This is a genomic window from Acidovorax sp. GW823-FHT05D11 (genome assembly GCF_058795695.1).
The window spans coordinates 2,746,166-2,771,407 of the sequence record NZ_CM179502.1 but is presented as its reverse complement, the minus strand read 5'-3'; the positions used below and the strand labels follow the sequence as shown (position 1 = coordinate 2,771,407).

19 protein-coding genes are annotated in these 25,242 nt (G+C 65.6%); 13 read left to right on the top strand and 6 right to left on the bottom strand.

What is annotated here, in order from left to right:
• The first annotated feature begins 202 nt into the window (after positions 1 to 202).
• The 7 genes from AC3RCE_RS12935 (at position 203) to AC3RCE_RS12905 (ending at position 6,604) form a co-directional block, all read left to right on the top strand.
• Entirely contained in the window at positions 203 to 886 is a 684-nt protein-coding gene (locus AC3RCE_RS12935) for an amino acid ABC transporter permease (protein ID WP_116749924.1), read from the top strand.
• A complete protein-coding gene (locus tag AC3RCE_RS12930; RefSeq protein ID WP_492255342.1) occupies positions 883 to 1,572 on the top strand; it encodes an amino acid ABC transporter permease in 690 nt (229 codons plus the stop codon). The genes AC3RCE_RS12935 and AC3RCE_RS12930 overlap by 4 nt, the downstream gene beginning before the upstream one ends.
• 14 nt (positions 1,573 to 1,586) lie before the next feature.
• Entirely contained in the window at positions 1,587 to 2,390 is an 804-nt protein-coding gene (locus tag AC3RCE_RS12925) for an amino acid ABC transporter ATP-binding protein (RefSeq protein ID WP_492255341.1), read from the top strand.
• Between the two features lie 55 nt (positions 2,391 to 2,445).
• Positions 2,446 to 3,240 (top strand): transporter substrate-binding domain-containing protein, encoded by a 795-nt coding sequence (locus tag AC3RCE_RS12920; RefSeq protein WP_492255340.1) that lies wholly within the window; start codon positions 2,446 to 2,448, stop codon positions 3,238 to 3,240.
• 109 nt (positions 3,241 to 3,349) lie between these two features.
• A complete protein-coding gene (locus AC3RCE_RS12915; protein ID WP_492255339.1) occupies positions 3,350 to 3,892 on the top strand; it encodes a VOC family protein in 543 nt (180 codons plus the stop codon).
• 96 nt (positions 3,893 to 3,988) lie between these two features.
• Positions 3,989 to 5,266: a ribulose-bisphosphate carboxylase large subunit family protein gene (locus AC3RCE_RS12910; protein ID WP_492255338.1), complete on the top strand. Its 1,278-nt coding sequence runs from the start codon at positions 3,989 to 3,991 to the stop codon at positions 5,264 to 5,266.
• 3 nt (positions 5,267 to 5,269) lie between these two features.
• Entirely contained in the window at positions 5,270 to 6,604 is a 1,335-nt protein-coding gene (locus tag AC3RCE_RS12905) for a four-carbon acid sugar kinase family protein (RefSeq protein WP_492255337.1), read from the top strand.
• A gap of 85 nt (positions 6,605 to 6,689) precedes the next feature.
• Here AC3RCE_RS12905 and AC3RCE_RS12900 read toward each other — a convergent pair whose 3' ends face one another.
• The 5 genes from AC3RCE_RS12900 to aceE form a co-directional block, all read right to left on the bottom strand.
• Positions 6,690 to 8,111, bottom strand: a complete 1,422-nt coding sequence (locus AC3RCE_RS12900; protein ID WP_369642409.1) for an aspartate kinase — start codon at positions 8,109 to 8,111, stop codon at positions 6,690 to 6,692.
• Between the two features lie 278 nt (positions 8,112 to 8,389).
• Complete coding sequence (locus tag AC3RCE_RS12895) at positions 8,390 to 9,460, bottom strand: hypothetical protein (RefSeq protein WP_492255336.1); 1,071 nt, start codon at positions 9,458 to 9,460, stop codon at positions 8,390 to 8,392.
• Between the two features lie 376 nt (positions 9,461 to 9,836).
• Positions 9,837 to 11,696 (bottom strand): dihydrolipoyl dehydrogenase, encoded by a 1,860-nt coding sequence (gene lpdA / locus AC3RCE_RS12890; RefSeq protein ID WP_492255335.1) that lies wholly within the window; start codon positions 11,694 to 11,696, stop codon positions 9,837 to 9,839.
• Between the two features lie 19 nt (positions 11,697 to 11,715).
• On the bottom strand, positions 11,716 to 13,389 hold the full coding sequence (aceF, locus tag AC3RCE_RS12885) for a dihydrolipoyllysine-residue acetyltransferase (RefSeq protein ID WP_492255334.1): 1,674 nt from the start codon (positions 13,387 to 13,389) through the stop codon (positions 11,716 to 11,718).
• 17 nt (positions 13,390 to 13,406) lie between these two features.
• Entirely contained in the window at positions 13,407 to 16,130 is a 2,724-nt protein-coding gene (aceE, locus tag AC3RCE_RS12880) for a pyruvate dehydrogenase (acetyl-transferring), homodimeric type (RefSeq protein ID WP_218295103.1), read from the bottom strand.
• A gap of 168 nt (positions 16,131 to 16,298) precedes the next feature.
• Here aceE and AC3RCE_RS12875 point away from each other — a divergent pair, with 168 nt between their 5' ends.
• The 5 genes from AC3RCE_RS12875 (at position 16,299) to AC3RCE_RS12855 (ending at position 23,262) form a co-directional block, all read left to right on the top strand.
• Complete coding sequence (locus AC3RCE_RS12875; RefSeq protein ID WP_218295104.1) at positions 16,299 to 18,860, top strand: PAS domain S-box protein; 2,562 nt, start codon at positions 16,299 to 16,301, stop codon at positions 18,858 to 18,860.
• Positions 18,857 to 19,483 carry a response regulator transcription factor gene (locus AC3RCE_RS12870; protein ID WP_218295105.1) on the top strand — a complete coding sequence of 209 codons (627 nt, stop codon included), beginning with the start codon at positions 18,857 to 18,859 and terminating at the stop codon, positions 19,481 to 19,483. The genes AC3RCE_RS12875 and AC3RCE_RS12870 overlap by 4 nt, the downstream gene beginning before the upstream one ends.
• Before the next feature lie 73 nt (positions 19,484 to 19,556).
• Entirely contained in the window at positions 19,557 to 20,411 is an 855-nt protein-coding gene (folD, locus tag AC3RCE_RS12865) for a bifunctional methylenetetrahydrofolate dehydrogenase/methenyltetrahydrofolate cyclohydrolase FolD (protein ID WP_218295106.1), read from the top strand.
• 72 nt (positions 20,412 to 20,483) lie between these two features.
• Positions 20,484 to 22,529 carry a M3 family metallopeptidase gene (locus AC3RCE_RS12860; RefSeq protein WP_218295107.1) on the top strand — a complete coding sequence of 682 codons (2,046 nt, stop codon included), beginning with the start codon at positions 20,484 to 20,486 and terminating at the stop codon, positions 22,527 to 22,529.
• A 73-nt stretch (positions 22,530 to 22,602) separates the two neighbouring features.
• Positions 22,603 to 23,262: a glutaredoxin family protein gene (locus AC3RCE_RS12855; protein ID WP_218338649.1), complete on the top strand. Its 660-nt coding sequence runs from the start codon at positions 22,603 to 22,605 to the stop codon at positions 23,260 to 23,262.
• A 114-nt stretch (positions 23,263 to 23,376) separates the two neighbouring features.
• Here AC3RCE_RS12855 and rpiA read toward each other — a convergent pair whose 3' ends face one another.
• Positions 23,377 to 24,066 carry a ribose-5-phosphate isomerase RpiA gene (rpiA, locus tag AC3RCE_RS12850; protein WP_218338650.1) on the bottom strand — a complete coding sequence of 230 codons (690 nt, stop codon included), beginning with the start codon at positions 24,064 to 24,066 and terminating at the stop codon, positions 23,377 to 23,379.
• A 37-nt stretch (positions 24,067 to 24,103) separates the two neighbouring features.
• Here rpiA and AC3RCE_RS12845 point away from each other — a divergent pair, with 37 nt between their 5' ends.
• Positions 24,104 to 25,156, top strand: coding sequence for a quinone-dependent dihydroorotate dehydrogenase (locus tag AC3RCE_RS12845; protein ID WP_218338651.1), 1,053 nt, complete (start codon positions 24,104 to 24,106; stop codon positions 25,154 to 25,156).
• Positions 25,157 to 25,242 lie beyond the last annotated feature (86 nt).

Genomic DNA, 25,242 nt, shown 5'->3' with positions numbered 1-25,242 from the left:
GGCGTTCGGTGCTGAAAGGCATCAGAACCCATCAGTACAAACCCTAGGTTGTGACGGCTGGAACGCTTGCCAAGCCGATCACGCAGGAGACAAAGACATGCCTAGTATTTCCGCTCACGCTCGCCTGCGCCCACAGGGCAAGCCGCCAGCTTTTGGCCGCCGCGCCAGCACACGCTGACTGACGCGCACGGTTGCCCCGCTCATGACCTACGAGTTCGACTTTGCCAGCGTGCTGGCCAACTGGCCCCAGTTTCTGGAGGGGGCCTGGATGACCATCCTGCTGTCCTTCCCCGCCACGGTGATTGGTTTTGTTGGCGGCACGCTGCTGGCCATTGGCCGGCGCAGCGACCAGCGCTGGCTGGTGCGGGCCTGCGGTGCGTATGTAGAAGTGCTGCGCAACACGCCGCTGCTGGTGCAGGTGTTTCTGGTGTTCTTTGGCCTTGCCAGCCTGGGCTTCAAAGTGTCGGCGTTTGCTGCGGCGCTGCTGACGCTGGTGATCAACGTGGCGGCCTACACCTGCGAAATCATGCGGGCGGGCATGGATTCGATCCACAAGGGCCAGATCGAGGCGGCCGAGTGCCTGGGCCTGACGCGCAGGCAGGTGTACTGGCATGTGGTGCTGCGCCCGGCGATGGAGAAGGTGTACCCCGCGCTCACCAGCCAGTTTGTGCTGCTGATGCTGGCGTCGTCCATCACCTCGCAGATCTCGGTCGAAGAACTCACCGCCGTGGCGGCGCGGGTGCAGTCCGAGACCTTCCGCCCGTTTGAGGCTTACATCCTGGTGGCGGTGGCGTACCTGGCGCTGTCGCTGCTGATGCGGCTCGGGCTATGGGTGTTCGGGCAGATCGTGTTCACGCGCCAACGCAAATTGGGGAACGCCAAATGATCGACGGTGGACTGAACTCGTATCACCTGCAGTACCTGCTGTTTGGCGCGCTGTGGACGGTGGGGCTGTCGCTGATTGCGTTTGTGGGCGGTGGCCTGGCCGGGGGCGTGATTGCGCTGGCACGGGTCAGCCCCATCAAGGCGGTGCGCTGGGCGACGATTGCGTGGATCCAGATCATTCAGGGCACGCCGCTGCTGGTGGTGCTGTTCCTGTGCTACTTCGGCCTGTCCATTGCGGGCTTGGAGCTGCCCGCCATCGTGGCGGCCAGCATTGCGATGATTGTTTACGTCAGCGCGTATCTGGGCGAGATCTGGCGCGGGTGCATCGAGTCGGTGCCGCGCACGCAGTGGGAGGCGGCCGAGTGCCTGGCCCTGTCGCGCACCCAGCGCATGCGGCTGGTGGTGCTGCCGCAGGCAGTGCGCATTGCCACGCCGCCCACGGTGGGCTTCATGGTGCAGATCGTTAAGAACACCTCGCTGGCGTCCATCGTGGGGTTTATCGAGCTGGTGCGTGCCGGGCAGCTCATCAACAACTCGATCTTTCAGCCCTTCACCGTGTACCTGCTGATCGCCATCGTCTACTTTGCGATGTGCTACCCGCTGTCGGTGTGGAGCCGCAAGCTGGAGCAGCGCCAGCAGTTTGGAAACAACCGTGGCGTAGCCACCCCGCCTGTGACCACCGCATGAAACGAGAAGACACCATGAACCTCGCCCAAGACGCTGCTGTGCACCCTTTTGCGCAAGCTGCTCTGTCTGCACAAGAACAACGACAACAGCGGCAGCCCGTGGTCGAACTGAAAGACGTGCACAAGAGCTTTGGCAGCAACCAGGTGCTCAAGGGCGTGTCGTTTGCTATTCCCCGAGGCCAGGTGGTGGCCATCATCGGCAAAAGCGGCTCGGGCAAGAGCACGGCGCTGCGCTGCATCGACCGGCTGGAGATCATCGACAGCGGCACCATCAACGTCTGCGGCCACGCGGTGCATGACCCGGCCATCGACCTGCGCCAGCTGCGCCAGGACGTGGGCATCGTGTTCCAGAGCTACAACCTCTTCCCGCACCTGACGGTGGAGCAGAACATCACGCTGGCCCCCAAGGCCGTGAAGAACATGCCCACGGCCAAGGCGCGCGAGATTGCCGCCCGCACGCTGCAGCAGGTGGGCCTGGCCGATAAGGCGCAGGCCTACCCCGAGCAGCTCTCGGGCGGGCAGCAGCAGCGCGTGGCGATTGCCCGGTCGCTGGCGATGGAGCCGCAGGTGATGCTGTTTGACGAGGTGACCTCTGCCCTAGACCCGCAGCTCACCGGCGAGGTCTTGCGCGTGATCGAAGCCCTGGCCCAGGGCGGCATGACCATGGTGCTGGTGACCCACGAAATGGAGTTTGCCGCCCGTGTGGCCGACACCATCATCTACATGCACGAAGGCAAGGTGTGGGAGACGGGGCCGGGCGACATGCTCAAGGACCCGCAGACCGCCGAGCTGCGCGACTTTCTTTCTCACGGGCTCTGAGTTTCAGGCCTGCCCCTTTCGATTCGCTATTCAAAAACCACCAGGAGACAACACCATGACCGCTTCCCTCATCCTCCGCCGCACCTTGCTGGCCGTCAGCGCCGCAGCCCTGTGCGTGCCCGCCATGGCCGAGCTGGCCGACATCAAGTCCGCCGGCAAGCTGCGCGTGGGCATCGACTTTGGCGCGCCGTTCTATGGGTTTGTGGACGACAAGATGAAGCCCGTGGGCTCGGACGTGGAAGCCGCCGAGCTGCTGGCCAAGGACCTGGGCCTGACGCTGGAGATCGTGAACACCACCAACTCCGCGCGCATCCCCAACCTGCTCTCCAACAAGGTGGACCTGATCATCTCGTCGCTGTCGATCACGCCCGAGCGCCAGAAGGCGGTGGACTTCTCCATCCCCTACGGCGCCATCCAGGCCGCGGTGGGCGCGCCCAAGAGCCTCAAGCTCACCAGCATCGAAGACCTGGCGGGCAAGACCGTGGCCGTAACCCGTGGCGGCCCGCAAGACAAGATCCTGACCGAACGCGCACCGCAGGCCAAAGTGGTGCGGTTTGACGACGAGTCCGCCTCCATCACTGCCGCCGCCACCGGCCAGGCCGACATCGTGGCCATCACGCCGCCGATCATTGCGGCCATCGCCAAGAAGAACCCGTCGCGCGACTTTGAGACCAAGTTCATCCTGCAGTCGTACCAACTGGGCGTGGCCATGCGCAAAGGCCAACCCGAGCTGATGGCCGCCGTGAACGGCTGGATCAAGACCAACCTGGCCAACGGCAAGCTCAACGACATCCATGTGAAGTACGCGGGCGTGCCGATCCCCAAAGAAATCATCGACGGCGCCAAGTAAGCGCCTTCCAACACAACGCCTGCGACATGGGGCGATATGACGGGCGGTGGGCCATGCCACCCGCTCAGCTGCGCCCTGCCCTGGTCCATCACCAACAAAGGAAATTCTTATGAGCCGTCATTTCGGCGCCATCCGCCAACTTGGCTATGTGGTCCACGACATCGAAGCCGCCATGGACTACTGGAGCAAGACCCTGGGCGTGGGCCCCTGGTTCTACAACCCCAAGGTCCCGATCAAGAACTACGTGTACAAGGGCGAGCGCTACGAGCCGCACAACTCGGTGGCGCTGGCCAACTCGGGCTATGTGCAGGTCGAGCTGATCCAGACACGCAACGATGTGCCGTCGATGTACCGCGACTTTCTGCAGGCCGGGCGCACCGGGCTGCAGCACGTGGCGTACTGGACGAGCGACTACGACGCAGACCTGGCGCGCCTGACGGCCCAGGGCTTCAAGACGGCGATGAGCGGCGAGGTGGGCGAAAAAGGCCGCTTTGTTTACTTCGACACCGAGTACCACCCGGGCACGGTGATCGAGCTGTCGGAAGTGGCGGGCCCCAAGGGCCGCATGTTCGACCTGATCCGTGCGGAGTCGGAAACGTGGGACGGGACGACGGACCCGGTGCGGCCGTTCCCGGATCTCTCCAAGATCTGATGAAGGCCTGAAGAAGGTCTGAGTTTCAATCCAAATTAGCCCCTAGCGCTTATCCCATAAGCGCTAGCAGCTATCAAAACAGTAGTAACACACCCCATGTCCCCAGACCGCTTTGAAGCCACCTACCTGATCGAGACCCCGCTGGACCCGGCTCACGTGGCCGAAGTGCTGGCGGGCGAGCAGTCGTGCGGCACCTTCACCCGGGTAGAGGGCGAGACCGACGCGCTGCGCGAACGCGCCCGCGCCACGGTCGAGTCGGTCGAGCTGCTGGACGTGGCGCCCGCGCCCTCCCTGCCCAACGGCTGGATGCAGCGGCGCGGCATGTTCGACACGCCGCAGACCTGGCAGCGGGCCCGGCTGCGGGTGAGCTTTCCGTGCGACAACATCGGGCCCAACCTGCCGACGCTGGCCGCCACGGTGTCGGGAAATCTGTACGACCTGGGCGAGGTCACCGGCCTGCGCCTGGAGTCGATGAAACTGCCCAGCGCGTACCGCGCTCAGTTCGACATGCCCCGCCATGGCATCGCCGGCACCCGCGCGCTGACCGGCGTGCAGGGCCGCCCGCTGATCGGCACCATCATCAAACCCAACGTGGGCCTGTCGGCCGAAGAAACCGGCGACCTGGCAGGCCGCCTGTGCGCCGCCGGGGTGGACTTCATCAAGGACGACGAGGTCTGCGCCAACCCCGTTCACGCGCCACTGGCCGACCGCGTCAAGGCCGTGATGCGCCGGGTGCGCGCCCACCAGGACAAGACCGGCAAGCGGGTGATGGTGGCCTTCAACATCACCGACGAGACCGATGCCATGCGCCGCCATGCGGACCTGATCGCCGCCGAAGGCGGAAGCTGCGTGATGGTCAGCCTGAACTGGTGCGGCTACTCGGCCGTGCAAACCCTGCGCCGCCACAGCCCGCTGGCGCTGCACGGGCACCGCAACGGCTACGGCGCGCTGTCGCGCCACCCGCTGCTGGGCTTTTCGTTCAACGCCTGGCAGACGCTGTGGCGCCTGGCGGGCGTGGACCACATGCACGTGCATGGCCTGCAGGGCAAGTTCTCGCAGACCGACGAGGAAGTCATCGAATCCGCCCACGACACCCTGGACCCGCTGTGCGAAGGCCTGGACGACCGCGTGCTGCCCGCCTTCTCCAACGGCCAGTGGGCCGGCACCGTGCCTGCCACCTGGGACAGCATCCAGTCCAACGACCTGCTGTTCATGTCCGGCGGCGGCATCCTGGCCCACCCCGACGGCCCCGCTGCGGGCGTGGCCAGCCTGCAGCAGGCGTGGGATGCGGTGCAGACGGGCGAAACCCTGGCCCAACGCGCCACCCACGCATCCGAGCTGCGCCGTGCGATCGAATTCTTCGGCAAGAAATAAACAATGACGACGAGTGCCCCCCTGTACGGCTGGTACGGCGACGACTTCACCGGCGCCACCGACACCCTGGCCGTGCTGGCCCAGGCCGGCCTGCGCTCGATGCTGTTCATGGGCGTGCCCAGCGCAGAGGCCCTGGCCGCCGCCGGGCCGCTCGATGCGGTGGGCATCGCGGGCGCTGCGCGCGCCATGCCGCCAGAGGCCATGCGGGCCGAGATGTCCGCTGTAGGCCGCTTCTTTGAAAAGCTGGCGCCGCCGGTGCTGCACTACAAGGTGTGCTCCACCTTCGACAGCGCCCCGCATGTCGGCAACATCGCTTGCGGTATTCAGACCCTGCACCCGTTTGTGAGCAACCGCTGGGTGCCCATCGTGGGCGGGCAGCCCAGCCTGGGACGCTACTGCGCGTTCAGCAACCTGTTCGCTGCCGCAGGCACGGGCGGCGCCGTGCACCGCATCGACCGGCACCCCACCATGCGCCAGCACCCGGTCACGCCCATGGGCGAGGCTGATCTTCGGCTCCATCTGGCGCGCCAAGGGCTGGAGGGCATCGCCGCCCTGCACTACCCGCTATACGAAGCCACCACCGACGGCCTGGACGCCGCCCTGCAAGCCCTGCTGGCGCATGACGCAGCGTCCCACGCCATGGCGCCCACCTTGCTGGACCTGACCACGCCCGGCCAGTTGGCCACCGTGGGCCGCCTGCTGTGGCAGCAGTCCCAACATGCCCGGTTGCTGGCCGTGGGCTCCAGCGCCGTGGCCCAGGCGCTGGTCGCCCACTGGGGCAAGCCGGCGTCCGCAGCCGCTGCACCACTGGCACCCGCCGACGGGCCGGTGTTGGCCTGGGCGGGCAGCTTGTCCCCCCTGACCGCCGCGCAAGTGCAGACCGCCACCGCATACCACCGCATCGCAGTGGACGCCCAACGGCTGTGCAGTGATACGGGCTACGCCCAGGGTCTGCGAGACGCCATCTGCGCGGGGCTGCAGAGCGGAGAGAACGTACTGGCCTTCACCGGTCCCACGGACGGCGCGCCGCTGGCCGCTGCGGCCTCTTCCACCGATGTCGCCCAGGCCAGCGCCGATCTGATCGCCCGCGTAGTGCAAGCCCGCGCAGAACGCGGCGCGCCACTGCGCCGCATCGGCATCGCTGGCGGTGACACGTCAAGCCACGCAGTCCAGGCGCTGCAGTTGTGGGGGCTGTCGTACAAGACCACGGTCTGCCCCGGCGTCACGCTGAGCAGCGCGCACAGCGCAGACCCGTCACGCCACGGGCTGGAGTTGATGCTCAAGGGTGGACAGATGGGCGGAACGGATCTGTTCGAAAGACTGCTCGGCACCGCCTGACGGAGACATCCAGGCGATAAAAAGCCCGCGCATGGCGGGCTCCTTATGGAAGGGCTTAGCGGCAGGCAAGCCTGCAGCTATTCCTTCAAACGCGTGGAACCGGAGTGCCTGAGTTCACGCACAGCGCCAGGTTCAGCGCCTTGATGGCCGTCTTGTAGTCCTCGCGCTCGATCACGAACTGCATGTTCACCTGCCGCAGGGTCTGGGACACGCAGTTCACGTTGACCCGCGCATCGGCCAGCGCCTGCGCGGCCTTGGCCAGCACGCCAGGGATGCCGATGTTGGAGCCGATGGTGCACACAATCGCGCTGGGCTTGATCGTCACGATCTGGTAGTCCTCCTGCAGCTCCGCCACCAGTTCGGGGGTGACCTGGTTGTCCCACACCAGATGGGCGATGGAGTTGGCGTTGGTTGCCTTCAGGATGTAGCTCACATCGTGCTTGCAGAACACGTTCATCAAGCCCGCATCAAAGCCCACCGTGCCCACCATGCTGGGGTCGTGGATCTCGATCAGCGTGACCTTGTCGGTGCCGGTCACGATCTCCACACGCGCGCGCTCACCCACGAAGTCCTTGGTGATCAGCGTGCCGGGGTGGTCGGGCTCGAACGTGTTCTTCAGGCGGATCGGGATGCCGGCCAGTTCCATGGGCTTGGCGGCCTTGGGGTGGATGGCTTCCATGCCCACGTCGGCCAGCTGATCGGCCACGTCGTAATTGGTGGCGCCCACCACGATGGCGTTTTCCAGGCCCACGAGGTTGGGGTCGGCGGACGAGAGGTGGAATTCCTTGTGGATCACGGCCTCTGCGGGGCGCACTTCCACGGCGATCTTGCTGAACGTGACCTCGGAATAGCCGCGGTCAAACTCGCGCATGATGCCTTCGGTGCCCTTGGTATAGCCGGTGGCCACCACCACCTTGTCGCTCAGGTCCAGACCCTTGAAGCTTTGCGCGATGCGCTCGTCAATGGTCCAGGCTTCGTTGTCGTCAAAACCGGCCAGGTCCATCAGGATGGCGTTGACGCCACTGGCCTTGAGGATCTCGACCGAGTTGAACGCGCTGTGCGACTCACCAATGGAGGCCAGCACCTCGCGCGCGGCCAGCAGCACATCCTTGCGGCTCAAGTAGCCGCTGGCCAGCACGTGCTGCATGGCGTTCAGGTACTCACGCGCCTGGCCAATACGCTGGTCGATGAAGGCATCGGCCACATCCAGCGGCAGGCCCAGGTCGGCGTAGCCCGCGTTCAGCTTTTTCAGGCTGGCGGCCAGCTGGGTCAGGGCGTCCTGGTAGCCCTTGCCCTCTGCAAATAGGGCATAGATGCCGCGCTCGCCCGTCTTCTTGTGCTCCAGCAACTGGTTCGTCACGCCCGAGTAGGCGGACACCACATAGATCCGGCCATAGATGCGCTTGGGATCGTGCAGCATGATGTGGCGCAGCACATCGCCAAAGGCGGTCATGGAAGTGCCGCCGATTTTCTCGACAGAGATCTTGGAGGAGTTGACGTCTGACATGGACAAGCTCAGAGGAGCAAAAAGGATTGGGAGGCCGGGCGGATGTCCTGCCCCATGGATTGCGGCAGAAAACCCTCTATTTTCCACGACTTTTGTCGGGACTCCTGCGCGGGGCAAGCACAGCTGCAGCCGGGGGATGCATTGGCAGGACACTGCCCGCCGAGTATGGGTGGCATGCGCAACCTGGCCGTCGCCTGCTCGGCGGCTCGCTTACCGTTGTTGGGCGGCCAGCTTTCATGCGTCCATGGCAAAGGCGTTCGCGTGGCCATGGCGGCAGTTCACGCCGTGGGCACGCGTCCTGCGCCAAACAGTGTTCGCAGGTCGTCAGCTTGAATCGCGCGGTGCGTTGCGTTCAGGAAGTACGGGGTCATGTTGTGGTGAGCGCAGCGCTGGACCAGCAGCTCAAAACGCTGTTCCATGTTGGCTTCCCCGGCCCAGTGGGCCCGCACGAGGTTAGCCTGGTACGGTTTGACGGCGATCGCCTGGCGCGGCTCCCCCAGGTCATAGACCAGAAAGTCCGCCAATGTCCGGCATTGGTCCAAGACAGGCAACACCTCGGCTATCAGCCAGTCCGCAGTCGCTGCCAGGAAATGATCCAACTGGCTTGGGTTCGAAATTTCCACCGGGTTGATGTCATAGGCGCCGGACCGCAACGGGCTGACGAACTGCTGCACCACCCCCGCATGGATGATGTGCAAATCAATCATGTGCTGCGGTTCGCACAGCGGCGCCAGCTCTGCCGGCAGCACCGGACGAAGCCCTGCTGATGTGCGAGCCTCGTACAACGCGCCGTCCGAGCGGCTCTTCCATCCGAGCGAGATTCGCTGCAATCCCAGGGGCGAATCCCGGAGCCAGTGGACTTGCATCGTGACCGACGACGACCTCGCGATCTCCAGCCTGAACCCGTGCGTGTGCAATTGCGGATGGACCAGCGCTCGCACGCGGCCTTCGATATCGGGCAGCTTTGCAGGCGCTGGCGCCGGGTTGCTCCAGGCCAAATGCTCTCGCCCTTGAGGCGACAGCCGCCAAGGGCCGGGCACAAAACATTCACCGGTGCTGTCGTCGTAGACGCTAAGTCCCAGTTCCACCGCTGCATCCACGAGCCGGGGATAGAACAGCGTCAGATCATGGATGTCCACGGCCAAGACCGCATCGTCCGGCAGCGCGGTGGGTGTGCCCAGGTCCCACGCATCGCCGTATTCGGGAAACGCGGCTTTCATGCGCTGGGCCAGCTCGACGAACTTTGGATTCAGCGCGGCCCGCTGGTCGGCGAGGCGCTTGAACGCGGCCTGCGCCTCGGCCCAGTTCGTCGGAGTGGGCTGGTCCCAGATATGGAGGGCGTAACTCATGACGAACTATTTTCCATGCGCTTTGCGCCGTGCCACATGCACATTGCAAACCTGCTGTGGCAACTTCCCAAAACCAATACACGCCCGGTAAAGCGGGCAAAGTTCATGCATTTCAAAATCGGCTCCCTGATTGCTGACGCGAGCCGCCCATGGCCCAAACCTGCTGACTACAACTGGACTGTGCGTGCACAGTTCAAGGCAGTCTGCCATGCCAACCATACGGAATCGAATTGCACGATGCTCGCCAGGTTTCCATCTAACATCCCCAGGTCCTAAAAGCCCTCAAAAATATCTGCGTCGCCAATAAGAAGGCCGCACAGCTCATAGAGCTTGTGCGGCCAACTCAAGTCAGGAGTGATTCGAGGAGCTTGTCAAATCACTTCTTCTGCGGCGGCACATCCGTGCACGAGCCGTGTGCAATCTCCGCCGCCATGCCGATGCTCTCGCCCAGCGTGGGGTGCGGGTGGATGGTCTTGCCGATGTCCACGGCGTCGGCGCCCATCTCGATGGCCAGCGCAATCTCGCCGATCATGTCGCCAGCGTGCGTGCCGACCATGCCGCCGCCGAGGATCTTGCCGTGGCCGTGGGCCTCGGGCGAGTCGTCGAACAGCAGCTTGGTGACGCCTTCGTCGCGGCCGTTGGCGATGGCGCGGCCGGAGGCCGTCCAGGGGAACAGGCCCTTCTTGACCTTGATACCTTGCGCCTTGGCCTGGTCTTCCGTCAGGCCCACCCATGCCACCTCGGGGTCGGTGTAGGCCACGCTGGGGATCACGCGGGCGTTGAAGGCGGCGGATGCCAGCTCCTTGTTGCCCTGCAGTTCACCCGCGATGACCTCGGCCGCCACGTGTGCCTCATGCACCGCCTTGTGCGCCAGCATGGGCTGGCCCACGATGTCGCCAATGGCGAAGATGTGCGGCACGTTGGTGCGCATCTGGATGTCGACGTTGATGAAGCCACGGTCCGTGACGGCCACGCCCGCCTTCTCGGCGGCGATCTTCTTGCCGTTGGGCGTGCGGCCCACGGCCTGCAGCACCAGGTCGTACACCTGCGGCGCGGGGGCCGTACCGCCCTCTTCCGCTGCGGCAAACGTCACCTCGATGCCTTCGGGTGTGGCCTTGGCGCCCACCGTCTTGGTCTTGAGCATGATGTTGTCAAAACGCTTGGCATTCATCTTCTGCCAGATCTTGACGAGGTCGCGGTCGGCGCCCTGCATCAGGCCGTCCATCATTTCGACCACATCGAGGCGCGCGCCCAGCGTGCTGTACACGGTGCCCATTTCCAGGCCGATGATGCCGCCGCCCAGGATGAGCATGCGCTTCGGAACACCCTGGAGCGCCAGGGCTCCGGTGGAGTCGACAACGCGTGGATCGTCGGGCATGAAGGGCAGGCGCACGGCCTGGCTGCCGGCGGCGATGATGGCTTTCTTGAAGGCGATGACCTTCTTGGTGCCGGTCTTTTCCTGCGCCGTGCCGCTGGTCTCTTCCACCTCGAGGTGGTTGGCACCGACGAAGCTGCCGTAGCCGCGCACGGTGGTGACCTTGCGCATCTTGGCCATGGCCGCCAGGCCGCCGGTGAGCTTGCCGATGACCTTCTCCTTGTGGCCGCGCAGCTTGTCAATGTTGACCGCCGGTGCGCCAAAGTCCACGCCCAGGTCGGCCATGTGGCTGACCTCGTCCATGACGGCCGCCACGTGCAGCAGGGCCTTGGACGGGATGCAGCCCACGTTCAGGCACACGCCGCCCAGGGTGGCGTAGCGCTCGACGATGACGACCTTGAGGCCCAAGTCGGCCGCGCGGAAGGCGGCACTGTAGCCGCCAGGGCCACCGCCGAGCACGAGCACGTCGCAGTCCAGGTCGGCCGTGCCAGCAAAGCTGGATGCTACTGGATTGATAGCTGCTTGCGCTTGTGGTGCGGGCGCTGGAGCCGATTTTGGTGCAGATGCTGCAGCCACGGGTGTCGCAGGTGCCGGTGCGGCTGCCGGGGCCGCCGCGCCAGCACCCTCCACCTCCAGCGTCAGCACCACCGAGCCTTCGGCGATCTTGTCGCCGAGCTTCACTTTCAGCTCCTTGACCACGCCAGCATGGCTGGAAGGGATCTCCATGGAGGCCTTGTCGGACTCCACGGTGATGAGGCTCTGCTCGGCCTTGATGGTGTCGCCGGGTTTGACGAGCACTTCGATGATGGCCACTTCGGCGAAGTCGCCGATGTCGGGCACCTTGATGTCGATGATTGCCATGGTGTGTCTTGCCCTTTCGTTACATCACGATGCGGCGGAAGTCCGCCAGCAGCGAGGCAAAGTACACGTTGAAGCGCGCAGCGCTGGCGCCGTCGATCACGCGGTGGTCCCAGCTCAGGCTCAAAGGCAGCATGAGGCGCGGCGCGAACTGCTTGCCGTCCCATTTGGGCTCCAGGCTGCTCTTGCACACGCCCATGATGGCGACTTCAGGCGCGTTGATGATGGGCGTGAAGTAGCGCCCGCCAATGCCGCCCAGCGAGCTGATGGAGAAGCAGCCGCCGGTCATGTCGGCCGGGCCGAGCTTGCCGTCGCGGGCCTTCTTGGCCAGGTCGCCCATCTCTTGCGAGATCTGCACGATGCCCTTCTTGTCGGCGTCGCGGATGACGGGCACGACGAGGCCGTTGGGCGTGTCGGCCGCGAAGCCGATGTGGAAGTAGTTCTTGAGCACCAGCTGGTCGCCGTCGAGCGAGCTGTTGAACTCGGGGAACTTCTTGAGCGCGGCCACGGCGGCCTTGATCATGAAGGCGAGCATGGTGACCTTGACGCCGCTCTTCTCGTTTTCCTTGTTGAACTGCACGCGGAAGGCTTCGAGGTCGGTGATGTCCGCGTCGTCGTGGTTGGTGACGTGCGGGATGACGACCCAGTTGCGGTGCAGGTTGGCACCGCTGATCTTCTTGATGCGCGAGAGGTCCTTGCGCTCCACGGGGCCGAACTTGGTGAAGTCCACCTTGGGCCAGGGCAACAGGTCCAGGCCCACGCCGGAACCGCCCGCCGCTGCAGGCGCCTTGGCAGCCTGCGCCTTGGTCTGGGCGGCACCCGCCATCACCTGCTTGGTGAAGGACTGCACATCGTCCTGCGTGATGCGGCCCTTGGGGCCGGTGCCCTTGACCTCGTCGATGGGCACGCCCAGCTCGCGGGCGAACTTGCGCACGGAAGGGCTGGCGTGGGGCAGGCCCACGGTGGGCGTGCCGGGCTGGTGGGCGGGCACGGAGGCCGTGGCGGCGACCGGTGCAGCGGCTGCAGCAACCGGTGCGGGGGCGGCAACAGGCGCAGCAGCGGGAGCCGCCGCCGGCGCTGCGGGTGCTGCAGCTGCAGCAGGCGCACTGCCCGCCACGCCTTCCAGCAGGGCCACGAGGTCGCCGATGTTGACGGTGTCGCCGATCTTGACCTTGAGCTCCTTGAGCACGCCGGCGGCGGGCGAAGGGATCTCCATGGAGGCCTTGTCGGATTCGACGGTGAACAGCGACTGCTCGACCTTGATGGTGTCACCCACCTTGACCAGCAGTTCAATGACGGCCACGTCCTTGAAGTCGCCGATGTCGGGCACGCGCACTTCCACCGGGCCCGCAGCCGCAGGGGCTGCGGCGGGCGCAGCCGGCGCAGGCGCGGCTGCGGCCACGGGGGCTGCAGCCGGGGCGGCAGCGGGTGCAGGTGCCGCCGCCGCAGCGCCCGCGTCGGCGGCTTCCACCACGGCGATCACGGAGCCCTGCTTGACCTTGTCGCCCAGGGCGATCTTGAGTTCCTTGACCACGCCTGCGTGACTGGATGGAATCTCCATGGAGGCCTTGTCGGACTCCACGGTGATGAGCGACTGCTCGGCCTTGACCGTGTCGCCCACCTTGACCAGCAGTTCGATCACGCCCACTTCGTCGAAATCCCCGATGTCCGGGACTTGAATGTCTACCAATGCCATTGTTGTCTCCGTTCGGTTTATGCGTAGAGCGGGTTGACCTTGTCGGCCTGGATGTTGTACTTGGCAATCGCCTCGGCCACCTTGGTGGCGGGCAGCACGCCGTCTTCGCTCAGTGCCTTGAGTGCAGCGACCACGATGTAGTGGCGGTTGATCTCGAAGTGCTCGCGCAGCTTGCTGCGGAAGTCACTGCGGCCAAAGCCGTCGGTGCCCAGCACCTTGTAGGTGCGGCCCTTGGGGATGAAGGGGCGGATCTGCTCGGCATAGGCCTTCATGTAGTCGGTGGACGCGACCACGGGGCCTTGCGATGCGGACAGTTGCTGCGTGACGAACGGCACCTTGGCCGCTTCGGTCGGGTGCAGCAGGCTCCAGCGCTCGGCGTTCTGGCCGTCGCGGGTCAGTTCGTTGAAGCTCGGGCAGCTCCACACCGAGGCGGCCACGCCCCAGTCCTTTTCGAGCAGCTCCTGTGCAAAGAACGATTCGCGCAGGATGGTGCCGCTGCCCAGCAGTTGCACCGTGGGCGCATCCTTGGGCAGTGCGGGCGCCTGCTTGCACAGGTACATGCCCTTGATGATCTGCTCCTCGGTGCCGGGCTGCAGGCCGGGCATGGGGTAGTTTTCGTTCAGCAGCGTCAGGTAGTAGAAGACGTTCTCCTGGCGCTCGACCATGCGCTTCATGCCGTCGTGCATGATCACCGCGACTTCGTGCGCGAAGGTCGGGTCGTAGCTCACGCAGTTGGGGATGGTGTTGGCCAGGATGTGGCTGTGGCCGTCTTCATGCTGCAGGCCTTCGCCGTTGAGCGTGGTGCGGCCCGAGGTGCCGCCCAAGAGGAAGCCACGCGCCTGCATGTCGCCCGCCGCCCAGGCCAGGTCGCCGATGCGCTGGAAGCCGAACATGGAGTAGTACACGTAGAACGGGATCATGATCCGGTTGTTCGTGCTGTAGCTGGTGGCCGCCGCGATCCAGCTGCTCATGCCGCCGGCTTCGTTGATGCCTTCCTGCAGGATCTGGCCGGCCTTGTCTTCCTTGTAGTACATGACCTGGTCCTTGTCGACCGGGGTGTACTGCTGGCCTGCGGGGTTGTAGATGCCGATCTGGCGGAACAGGCCTTCCATGCCGAAGGTGCGGGCCTCGTCCACCAGGATGGGCACCACGCGCGGGCCCAGGGCCTGATCGCGCAGCAGCTGGGTGAGGAAGCGCACGTAAGCCTGCGTGGTGGAGATTTCGCGGCCTTCGGGCGTGGCTTCCAGGATGGCCTTGAAGGTGTCCAGCGCGGGCACGGTGAAGCTCTCGTCGGCTTTCACGCGGCGGTGCGGCAGGTACCCGCCCAGGGCCTTGCGGCGCTCGTGCAGGTACTTCATTTCCGGGGTGTCGTCGGCCGGCTTGTAGAAAGGCAGCTCGGCGAGCTGGCTGTCCGGGACGGGGATGTTGAAGCGGTCGCGGAAGGCCTTGATGTCTTCGTCGCTGAGCTTCTTCGTCTGGTGGACGGTGTTCTTGCCTTCGCCGATCTTGCCCATGCCAAAGCCCTTGACGGTCTTGACCAGCAGGACGGAGGGCTGGCCGCCGTGGTTCTGCGCGGCATGGAATGCGGCATAGACCTTTTGCGAATCATGGCCGCCGCGCTGCAGGTTCCAGATCTCGTCGTCGGTCATGTGCTCGACCATCTTCAGGGTGCGCGGGTCGCGGCCGAAGAAGTTCTTGCGCACGTAGGCACCGTCGTTGGCCTTCATGGCCTGGTAGTCGCCATCGTTGGTTTCCATCATGAGCTTGCGCAGCGCGCCGTCCTTGTCGGCGGCCAGCAGCGCATCCCAGCCCTTGCCCCAGATCAGCTTGATGACGTTCCAGCCAGCACCACGGAACTCGCCTTCGAGCTCCTGGATGATCTTGCCGTTGCCACGCACGGGGCCGTCCAGGCGCTGCAGGTTGCAGTTGATGACGAACACCAGGTTGTCCAGCTTCTCGCGCGCGGCCAGGCCGATGGCGCCCAGGGATTCGACCTCGTCCATTTCGCCGTCGCCGCAGAACACCCAGACCTTGCGGTTCTCGGTGTTGGCGATGCCACGGGCGTGCAGGTACTTGAGGAAACGCGCCTGGTAGATGGCCATCAGCGGGCCCAGGCCCATGGACACGGTGGGGAACTGCCAGAACTCGGGCATGAGCTTGGGGTGCGGGTAGCTCGACAGGCCCTTGCCGTCCACTTCCTGGCGGAAATTGAGCAGCTGGTCTTCGGAGAGGCGGCCTTCGAGGTAGGCGCGGGCATAGATGCCGGGGGATACGTGGCCCTGGATGTAGAGCAGGTCACCGCCGTGGTTCTCGCTCTCGGCGTGCCAGAAATGGTTGAAGCCGGCGCCGAACATGCTGGCCAGCGAGGCAAAGGAGCCGATGTGGCCGCCCAGGTCGCCGCCTTCGGGCGGATGGTGGCGGTTGGCCTTGACGACCATGGCCATGGCGTTCCAGCGCATGTAGGCGCGCAGGCGCTGTTCGATTTCGAGGTTGCCGGGGCTGCGTGCCTCCTGGCCGGGCTCGATGGTGTTCACGTAGCCGGTGTTGGCCGAGAACGGCAGGTCCACGCTGTTCTGGCGGGCATGTTCCAGCAATTGCTCCAGCAGGTAGTGGGCGCGCTCGGCCCCCTCCTTGTCGATGACGGCGGACAGCGCATCCATCCACTCACGGGTTTCCTGCTGGTCGGTGTCGGTGGCGGGCGCGGCGCCGTTTCCGGCCTGGGGGTCGGGCTGAGCTGACATGCTTTGTCTCCTGTAGGTGTGGCAGCAATTTAGTACGTTGGCTCTAGTTTCGCATATTTTTTGATAATTTCAAATGGTGCTTATTCATTTCACATTACAAGAAAATGCTGCAGACGCACATTGACCCGCCGTCCCGACACCGGGCATCGCCTCCCCTACACTTGGAACATGGACTCCCTGCCCCCCACGTCTTCCCCCACCGCCATGGTCGTGGCCGCGCCCGCCCGCTGGTGGCGCAAGTGGTGGCGCGGGTTGTCGCCCACCCGGCAGGACCGGTTCGCGGCCCTGGCGCCGCTGGCCGCCGTGCTGATGTTTCTCGCGGCCATCGTGGCCGCGTTCTGGTATTTGCGCGCCGAGGAGGCCGAGCGCGAGCAGGAAGCCCTGCGGCGCGATGTGGAATATGCGCAACAGCGCGTGCGGCTGCGGCTGCTGGAGCGGCAGGAACAGCTCATGCGCATCGCGCGCGACCTGTCCAACCAGGAGCTGGAGCGCACGGAATTCGTGAGCCGCGCCGAAACCCTGATCAGCCAGTACCCCGAGCTGCAGGCCATCACCTGGATCGACGAGCGCCGCCGCATCCGCGCCAGCCACGCGGCCCCCACGCTGGCCAGCAGCGAACTGCGCATCGCGGGCGAAGTGCTCAAGCCGGGCGACACCGCCGACACCTTCGGGCTGGCGCGCGACCTGCAGCAGCCGGTGTACGCCCAGCCGGCCGCCACCTCGGGCGACTCGACGCCGCTGCTGCAGCTGCAGGTGCCCTTGAACAACCAGGGCAAGTTCAGCGGCGTGGTGCTGGGCGAATACTCCATCGACAGCCTGCTGCGCTATGGCACGCCCACCGAAGTGCTGGCGCGCTACGCCGTCACGCTGCTGGACGGCAAGAACCAGGTTCTGGCGGGCACCCCCCTGGGCCCGCGCAACACCGCCACCCAGCTCCTGCCCTGGACGCCCCGCGCCAATGAATACGAGGTGCCCGTGTCGCCCGTGGGCAACGGGCTGGTGCTCAAGGCCCAGGCCTACCGCACCTCGCTGGGCGTGGTCGGCAGCGGGCTTTTCTGGCTGGTGGGCACGCTTTCCGCCATGACGGCATGGATGCTGATCGCCACCTGGCGCCACACCCGCCGCCGCATGCAGGCACAACAGGCCCTGGTGGCCGAGACGAATTTCCGCCGCGCGATGGAGAACTCCATCCTCACCGGCATGCGTGCGCTGGACATGGAAGGCCGCATCACCTATGTGAACGCCGCCTTCTGCCAGATGACAGGCTGGAGCGAGGCGGAACTCGTGGGCCTGAAGGCGCCCTTCCCTTACTGGCCCGACTCCGACCACGAAGCCCTGCACGCCAAGCTGCGCGACGAGCTGTCCGGCAAGACCATCGTGGGCGGCTTTCAGGTGCGGGTGCGGCGCAAGAGCGGCACCTTGTTCGATGCCCGCCTGTATGTCTCGCCTCTGATCGATGCGCACGGCCAGCAAACGGGCTGGATGACGTCGATGACCGACATCACCGAGCCCAACCGCATCCGCGAGCAGCTCTCGGCATCGCACGAACGCTTCACCATCGTGCTCGAATCGCTGGACGCGTCGGTGTCGGTGGCCCCGCTGGGCAGCGAAGAGCTGCTGTTCGCCAACAAGCTCTACCGCCAATGGTTCGGCTCGCAGACCGGCGGGCACCTGCAGCTGGTCGCCCAGGCCGGCGTGGTGCCCGTGGCGGGCACCGACCACCGGGGCATGGACGACGAGGACGGCCTCATGGGCCTGCCGACCGACCCGCTGACCAGCGCCCGCACCGAGAACGCCGAGATTTACCTGCCCGACCTGGGCAAGTGGCTGGAAGTGCGCTCGCGCTACCTCAACTGGGTGGACGGTCGCCTGGCCCAGATGGTGATCGCCACCGACATCACCCCCCGCCGCCAGGCCGAGGAGCAGGCGGCGCGCCAGGCCGAGCGCGCGCAGTCGGTCAGCCGCCTCATCACCATGGGCGAAATGGCCTCCAGCGTGGCGCACGAGCTCAACCAGCCGCTCACGGCCATCAACAACTACTGCAGTGGCATGGTCTCGCGCATCCAGAGCGGCCAGCTCACCGAGGAGGCGCTCCTCACGGCGCTGCAGAAGACGGCCCACCAGGCGCAGCGCGCGGGCCAGATCATCCAGCGCATCCGCGCCTTCGTGAAGAAGAGCGAGCCCAACCGCACCCTGGCCGACGTGCACTCGATGGTCAACGAAGCCGTGGAGCTGGCCGACATCGAGCTGCGCCGCCACAACGTGCGCCTCACGCACTACGTAGCCGCCCGCCTGCCACCCGTGATGGCCGACACCATCCTGATCGAACAGGTGCTGGTCAACCTCATGAAGAACGGCGCCGAGGCCATCCAGCACGCCAGCCGCCCCCCGTCCGGGCGCAGCGTGGAGCTGCGCGTCGTGCCCAAGCACATCGAGGACCGCGAGGTGGTGGAGTTCTCCGTGCAGGACACCGGCAAGGGCCTGGCGCCCGAGGTGCTCGAACGGCTGTTCGAAGCCTTCTTCTCCACCAAGGAAGAAGGCATGGGCATGGGCCTCAATCTGTGCCGCAGCATCGTCGAGTCGCACCAGGGCCGGATGCAGGCGGAGAACCTCTACAATGGATCGGAGGTCACAGGCTGCAGGTTCTCCTTCTGGCTGCCGCTTGCCAAGCCTGCTGATGCCACTACAAATTCTGTAGCACACGTACGAAACCCAAGGACAATTGCATGAGCTTGATTCCGAAAAAAGGCACTGTTTACGTTGTAGACGACGACGAAGCAGTTCGCGATTCCCTGCAGTGGCTGCTGGAAGGCAAGGACTACCGGGTGCGTTGCTTTGATTCGGCCGAAACGTTTCTGTCGCGCTACGACCCGCGCGAGGTGGCCTGCCTGATCGTGGACATCCGCATGGGCGGCATGACGGGCCTGGAGCTGCAGGACCGCCTCATCGAGCGCAAGTCGCCCCTGCCCATCGTGTTCATCACCGGCCACGGCGACGTGCCGATGGCGGTGAACACCATGAAGAAGGGCGCGCTCGACTTCATCCAGAAGCCCTTTGACGAGGAAGAACTGGTCGGATTGGTCGAGCGCATGCTGGACCACGCCCGCGAGGCCTTCGCGGGCTACCAGCAGGCCGCCAGCCGCGATGCCCTGCTGTCCAAGCTCACCAGCCGCGAAGCGCAGGTTCTGGAGCGCATCGTCGCCGGCCGCCTGAACAAGCAGATCGCGGACGACCTGGGCATCAGCATCAAGACGGTGGAGGCGCACCGCGCCAACATCATGGAAAAGCTCAACGCCAACACCGTGGCGGACCTGCTCAAGATCGCGCTGGGCCAGAACGCGCCCAAGGCGTAATACTTATTTTTTTGATAGCTGCTTGCGCTTTCCAATAAAGCGCCAGAGCCCGATTTGACGGATATTTTTTGACATGACCGCCCAACTCATCGACGGCAACGCCCTTTCCCGCCAACTGCGCGCCGACGTGGCGCAACGCGCCGCCGCCCTGAAGGCCCGGGGCACCACGCCCGGGCTGGCGGTGGTCCTGGTGGGCGACAACCCCGCCAGCCAGGTGTACGTGCGCAACAAGGTCAAGGCCTGCGAAGACGGTGGCCTGCATTCCGTCCTTGAAAAATACGAGGCCGACATGACCGAGGCCGCCCTGCTGGCCCGCGTGGAAGCCCTCAACAACGACCCCGCCATCCACGGCATCCTGGTGCAACTGCCCCTGCCCCGGCACATTGACGCGCAGAAGGTGATCGAGGCCATCTCGCCCGCCAAGGACGTGGACGGCTTCCACATCGCCAGCGCCGGGGCCCTGATGACCGGCATGCCCGGCTTCTGGCCCTGCACGCCCTACGGCTGCATGAAGATGCTGGAGAGCATCGGCTACGACCTCAAGGGCAAACACGCCGTGGTCATCGGTCGCAGCAACATCGTGGGCAAGCCGATGGCGCTGATGCTGCTGGGCCAGAACGCCACCGTCACCATCTGCCACAGCGCCACGCAGGACCTCAAGGCGCAAACCCTGCAGGCCGACGTGATCGTGGCGGCGGTCGGCAAACGCAATGTGCTGACCGCCGACATGGTCAAGCCCGGCGCCGTGGTGATCGACGTGGGCATGAACCGCAACGACGAAGGCAAGCTCTGCGGCGACGTAGACTTCGACGGCGTCAAGGAAGTGGCCGGCTGGATCACCCCCGTGCCTGGCGGGGTTGGCCCCATGACCATTACCATGCTGCTGGTGAACACCATCGAAGCCGCCGAGCGCACCGCAGCGCACTGACCTGGGTCAGTGCCGTCGATGCCGGCTGCTTTGCAACTTGAACCCGCGCCATCTGGCGCCATCTGATTTCGCATGAGCAACGCCCTCCTCGACTTCTCGGACCTTCCCCATTTCGACCGCATCGCACCGCAGGACGTGGCCCCTGCCGTCGACGTCCTGCTGGAGCGCGCCAACGCGGCGCTGGAAACAGTCACCGCACCGGACTTTCCGGCGCGCTGGGACGCGATCGCCAAGGTACTGGACGTGGCGACCGAGCAGCTGGGAACCGCTTGGGGCAGCGTCAGCCACCTCAACAGCGTGGCCGACACGCCGGAACTGCGCGCGGCCTACAACGCCGCCCTGCCACGGGTGACGGAGTTCTGGACCCGCCTGGGTGCCGATGAACGCCTGTATGCCAAGTACAAGGCCATCGACCCTGCCACCCTGACGGGCGAGCAGCGGCAGGCCCACCGCAATGCCGTGCGCAATTTCGTGCTCAGCGGCGCGGAGCTGACGGGTTCCGCCAAGGAGCGCTTCGCGCAGATCCAGGAACGCCAGGCCGAGCTGAGCCAGAAGTTCAGCGAGAACGCCCTTGATGCCACGGATGCATACGCCTACTACGCGAGCGCCGAGGAACTCGACGGCATTCCCGCCGATGTGCAGCAGGCCGCGCGGGCGGCGGCGCAGGCCGACGGCAAGGACGGCTACAAGCTCACGCTCAAGATGCCCTGCTACCTGCCGGTGATGCAATTCGCCACCCGCAGCGATCTGCGCGAGAAGCTCTACCGCGCCTACGTCACCCGCGCCTCCGACCAGGCCGAGGGCGATGCGCGCAAATTCGACAACACGGCGCTGATCAGCGAGATCCTGGCACTGCGCCGCGAAGAAGCCCAATTGCTGGGCTATGCCAATTTTGGCGAAGTCTCCGTCGTGCCCAAGATGGCCCAGTCGCCGGACCAGGTGATCGGGTTTCTGCGCGACTTGGCGCGCCGCGCCCGCCCTTATGCCGAGAAGGACGTCGCCGACCTGCGTGCGTTCGCGGCCGAGAAGCTGTCGTTGACCGACCCGCAGGCCTGGGACTGGCCCTACGTCTCCGAGAAGCTCAAGGAGGCGCGCTATGCCTTCAGCGAGCAGGAAGTCAAGAAGTACTTCACGGCGCCCAAGGTGCTGGCGGGCCTGTTCAAGATCATCGAAACCCTGTTCGAGGTGTCCATCCGCCGCGACAGCGCGCCGGTGTGGAACCCCGCCGTGGAGTTCTACCGCATCGAGCGCGGCAATACGCTGGTGGGCCAGTTCTATCTGGACCAGCCCGCCCGCACGGGCAAACGCGGCGGCGCCTGGATGGACGACGTGCGCACCCGCTGGCTGCGCCCCGACACCGGCGTGCTGCAGACCCCCGTGGCGCACCTGGTGTGCAACTTCGCCAGCGGCGTGGACGGCAAGCCGCCGCTGCTCACGCACGACGACGTGATCACCCTTTTCCATGAGTTCGGCCACGGCCTGCACCACATGCTGACCCAGGTGAACGAGCGCGACGTCTCGGGCATCGGCGGCGTGGAATGGGATGCGGTCGAGCTGCCCAGCCAGTTCATGGAGAACTTCTGCTGGGAGTGGGACGTGCTCAAGCACATGACGGCCCACGTGGACACGGGCGAACCCCTGCCCCGCGCGCTGTTCGACAAGATGATCGCCGCCAAGAACTTCCAGAGCGGCATGCAGACGCTGCGCCAGATCGAGTTCTCGCTGTTCGACATGCTGCTGCACACCGAGCACGACCCGGCACAGGACATCATGCCGCTGCTCGACCAGGTGCGCCGCGAGGTGGCCGTGCTGCAGCCGCCGGCCTTCAGCCGCACGGCCCACACCTTCAGCCACATCTTCGCGGGGGGCTACGCCGCCGGCTACTACAGCTACAAGTGGGCCGAGGTGCTGAGCGCCGATGCCTATGCGGCCTTCGAAGAAACGGCCGGCAGCGATGGGCTGCCCAGCACCGAAACGGGCCGCCGCTACCGCGAGGCCATCCTGGAGGCCGGCGGCAGCCGCCCCGCGATGGAGTCCTTCAAGGCCTTCCGGGGCCGCGAGCCCAGCCTGGATGCCCTGCTGCGCCACCAGGGCATGGCCGAAGAGTCGACTGCCTGACCGAATCCATGGCACCGAGGGCAGTTTGCACTGCGCCCGGGGCCAACGATCGATCCTGTATGGAGTGAGAAAAATGAAGATGCACAATCCGCTGACCGCCCCCCTGCTGGCATCCTTGCTGATGGTGCTGGCCAGCGCCAGCGTCCAGGCGCAAGGCGTCTACCGGATCGTTGGCCCGGATGGCAAGGTGACGTTTTCGGACCGCCCGCCAGCCGACGCCAGCGCCCAGCCCGCGCGGGCAGCCGCTGCGCCGCCCGCAGCGGCCAACGCGGCGCTGCCGTACGATCTGCGCCAGACCGCCAGCCGCTTTCCCGTCACGCTCTATACGGGCAACGATTGCCCGCCGTGCACCTCCGCGCGCAATCTGCTCACGTCGCGCGGCATACCGTTCACCGAGCGCACCGTGTCCAGCAACGAGGACATCGCAGCACTGCAGCGCCTGAGCGGCAACTCCAGCCTGCCCTTTGGCACCATCGGCGGCCAGCAGCTCGCGGGTTTTTCTGAAGGGGAATGGACGCAGTACCTGGATGCTGCAGGCTATCCCAAGCAATCGCAGCTGCCCGGCAACTACCGCCAGCCTGCCCCCACCCCTCTGGTGGCCATCAAGGCCGTGGAACCTGCAACAGCAGCGGCTGCAGCGTCGGCCCCGGCGTCCGCAGTATCCAGGGTGCGCCCCCCGGCTCCGGCCAATGAGGGGCCGTCGCCCAGCAATCCGGCGGGCATCAGATTCTGAGCGTCCCTCTCCCTGGGAACGGGCGGCCGGCGGCCGCCAGGACAAAGGGGCCTTTTCAGGCCCCTTTGTCCATTCCGGCGGACATGCGTCCGTGCCCGCCGCCAAGCCCCGGGCTCAATAAGTGAGCGTCTTCACCCCTTGCGCCGTGCCCAGCAGGCAGACCGACGCCTTCTGGTGGGCAAAGACACCCACCGTCACCACGCCCGGCCACTGGTTGATGTCGGACTCGAACGCCAGCGGGTCCGTGATCGAGAGCCCCCGGACGTCCAGGATGTGTTGGCCGTTGTCGGTCACCAGGGGCTGGCCATCCCGCAGCCGCAGTTGCGCCTGGCCGCCCATCGCCGCAAAACGCCGCGCTATGTGGTTGGCGGCCATCGGAATCACCTCGACGGGCAAAGGAAACTGCCCCAGCGCCTGAACCAGCTTGGATTCGTCGGCGATGCACACGAAACGGCTGGCCAGCGCTGCGACGATCTTCTCGCGCGTCAGCGCCGCGCCGCCTCCCTTGACCATGTGGCCCTTGCCGTCGATTTCGTCGGCACCATCGATATAGACCGAAAGGGCCTGGACTTCGTTGGCATCGAACACCGCAATGCCCAGCGCCTTCAGGCGCTCGGTGCTGGCCACGGAGCTCGATACTGCCCCCTTGATCTGGTCCTTGATGGTGGCCAGCGCGTCGATGAACTTGTTGACGGTGGAGCCGGTACCCACCCCCACAATCTCGCCGGGCACCACATATTGCAGCGCGGCCTGGCCTACCAGGGTCTTGAGTTCATCTTGGGTCAGGGAGGTGGAGGTCGTCATGGGAGAAAATCAGGGGGAAACCTTGAATTATCCCCTCATGTCCCTGATCCCCTACGCCCTCACCCGCCCCTTTCTCTTCGGCCTGGATGCCGAGACCGCCCACGAGCTCACCATGGACATGCTGGCGCGCGGACAGCGCACGCCATTGCAATGGGCCTGGTGCAATGAAACCGTGGACGACCCTGTCGAATTGGCGGGCCTGACGTTTCCCAACCGCGTCGGCATGGCGGCGGGGCTGGACAAGAACGCCCGCTGCATCGACGCACTGGGCGCCATGGGCTTCGGCTTCGTGGAAGTGGGCACCGTGACACCCAAGGCGCAGCCCGGCAACCCCAAGCCCCGCATGTTCCGCCTGCCCGAAGCGCGCGCGCTCATCAATCGCCTGGGTTTCAACAACGAAGGGCTGGATGCGTTCCTGCACAACGTGCAGCAGGCCCGCTTTCGCTCGCAGAGCCGCAAACACCCCCTGCTGCTGGGCCTGAATATCGGCAAGAACGCCACGACCCCGATCGAGAACGCCACCAGCGACTACCTGGCCTGCCTGGACGGCGTGTACCCGCACGCGGACTACGTCACGGTCAACATCAGCTCGCCCAACACCCAGAACCTGCGCGCGCTGCAGAGCGATGCGGCGCTGGACGCGCTGCTGGGCGCGATCGCCGAGCGCCGAGAAGCCCTGGCGGCCCGGCACGCGCGGCGCGTACCGGTGTTCGTGAAGATTGCCCCGGATCTCGATGAAGCCCAGGTGTCCGTGATCGCCTCCACGCTGCAGCGCCATGGCATGGACGGCGTGATCGCCACCAACACCACCATCAGCCGCGCGGCCGTGCAGGGTTTGCGCCACGCGCAGGAAACCGGCGGGCTCAGCGGCGCCCCGGTGCTGGAAGCCAGCAACCAGGTGATACGCCAGCTGCGCGCGGCCCTGGGCAGCCGTTTTCCCATCATTGGCGTGGGTGGCATCATGAGCGCCGAGGATGCGGTGGGCAAGGTCCGCGCCGGCGCCGATGTGGTGCAGATCTACACCGGGCTGATCTACGAAGGCCCCGCGCTGGTGGCGAAGGCCGCGAAGGCCATCAAGGCCATGGGCTGAGCCACGGCACGCCACCCGCGCGCCAAGCCCCCAAAAAAAAGAGCCGCCCATCTGGGCGGCTCTTTTGCCGTGGGACAGAACGCAGG

Coding starts and splice junctions, on each gene's coding strand:
- AC3RCE_RS12915 (WP_492255339.1), top strand. CDS start 3,350: ATGAGCCGTCATTTCGGCGCCATCCGCCAACTTGGCTATGTGGTCCAC.
- rpiA (WP_218338650.1), bottom strand. CDS start 24,066: ATGACGACCTCCACCTCCCTGACCCAAGATGAACTCAAGACCCTGGTA.
- aceF (WP_492255334.1), bottom strand. CDS start 13,389: ATGGCATTGGTAGACATTCAAGTCCCGGACATCGGGGATTTCGACGAA.
- AC3RCE_RS12925 (WP_492255341.1), top strand. CDS start 1,587: ATGAACCTCGCCCAAGACGCTGCTGTGCACCCTTTTGCGCAAGCTGCT.
- lpdA (WP_492255335.1), bottom strand. CDS start 11,696: ATGGCAATCATCGACATCAAGGTGCCCGACATCGGCGACTTCGCCGAA.
- AC3RCE_RS12870 (WP_218295105.1), top strand. CDS start 18,857: ATGAGCTTGATTCCGAAAAAAGGCACTGTTTACGTTGTAGACGACGAC.
- AC3RCE_RS12900 (WP_369642409.1), bottom strand. CDS start 8,111: ATGTCAGACGTCAACTCCTCCAAGATCTCTGTCGAGAAAATCGGCGGC.
- AC3RCE_RS12920 (WP_492255340.1), top strand. CDS start 2,446: ATGACCGCTTCCCTCATCCTCCGCCGCACCTTGCTGGCCGTCAGCGCC.
- AC3RCE_RS12905 (WP_492255337.1), top strand. CDS start 5,270: ATGACGACGAGTGCCCCCCTGTACGGCTGGTACGGCGACGACTTCACC.
- AC3RCE_RS12930 (WP_492255342.1), top strand. CDS start 883: ATGATCGACGGTGGACTGAACTCGTATCACCTGCAGTACCTGCTGTTT.
- folD (WP_218295106.1), top strand. CDS start 19,557: ATGACCGCCCAACTCATCGACGGCAACGCCCTTTCCCGCCAACTGCGC.
- AC3RCE_RS12935 (WP_116749924.1), top strand. CDS start 203: ATGACCTACGAGTTCGACTTTGCCAGCGTGCTGGCCAACTGGCCCCAG.
- AC3RCE_RS12845 (WP_218338651.1), top strand. CDS start 24,104: ATGTCCCTGATCCCCTACGCCCTCACCCGCCCCTTTCTCTTCGGCCTG.
- aceE (WP_218295103.1), bottom strand. CDS start 16,130: ATGTCAGCTCAGCCCGACCCCCAGGCCGGAAACGGCGCCGCGCCCGCC.
- AC3RCE_RS12895 (WP_492255336.1), bottom strand. CDS start 9,460: ATGAGTTACGCCCTCCATATCTGGGACCAGCCCACTCCGACGAACTGG.
- AC3RCE_RS12910 (WP_492255338.1), top strand. CDS start 3,989: ATGTCCCCAGACCGCTTTGAAGCCACCTACCTGATCGAGACCCCGCTG.
- AC3RCE_RS12860 (WP_218295107.1), top strand. CDS start 20,484: ATGAGCAACGCCCTCCTCGACTTCTCGGACCTTCCCCATTTCGACCGC.
- AC3RCE_RS12875 (WP_218295104.1), top strand. CDS start 16,299: ATGGACTCCCTGCCCCCCACGTCTTCCCCCACCGCCATGGTCGTGGCC.
- AC3RCE_RS12855 (WP_218338649.1), top strand. CDS start 22,603: ATGAAGATGCACAATCCGCTGACCGCCCCCCTGCTGGCATCCTTGCTG.